The sequence below is a fragment of the Citrobacter sp. Cpo142 genome (assembly GCF_030332425.1).
GTDB lineage: Bacteria > Pseudomonadota > Gammaproteobacteria > Enterobacterales > Enterobacteriaceae > Citrobacter > Citrobacter portucalensis.
Genome location: NZ_JAOWHW010000071.1, coordinates 1 through 219 on the forward strand (window position 1 = coordinate 1; position 219 = coordinate 219).

The window sequence follows — 219 nt, forward strand, 5'->3', positions numbered from 1 at the left end:
CATGCCGCCAAAATGCGTACCCACTGTTCCAGGGTTGTATGTCAATAACTGGGTTGTATGGCCGTAACTATTATCCAGGGAAAAGAAATCACCCTTTACGACACCAGACGTCTTGCCGTTCACTGTGTTAAGTCGGGGATCATCACCGGCTGCTACAGTTCCTGTGACTGTTCCGATGTTTCTTGTCGAGCTATTACCTAAACCGAGATTAGTACGAGC

The 219-nt window shown here is 47.9% G+C and carries 1 pseudogene; it reads right to left on the bottom strand.

Going from position 1 to position 219, the window contains the following annotated elements:
* Positions 1 to 219 (bottom strand): annotated as a pseudogene (locus OGY18_RS03440) (tail fiber domain-containing protein); the annotation flags it as partial.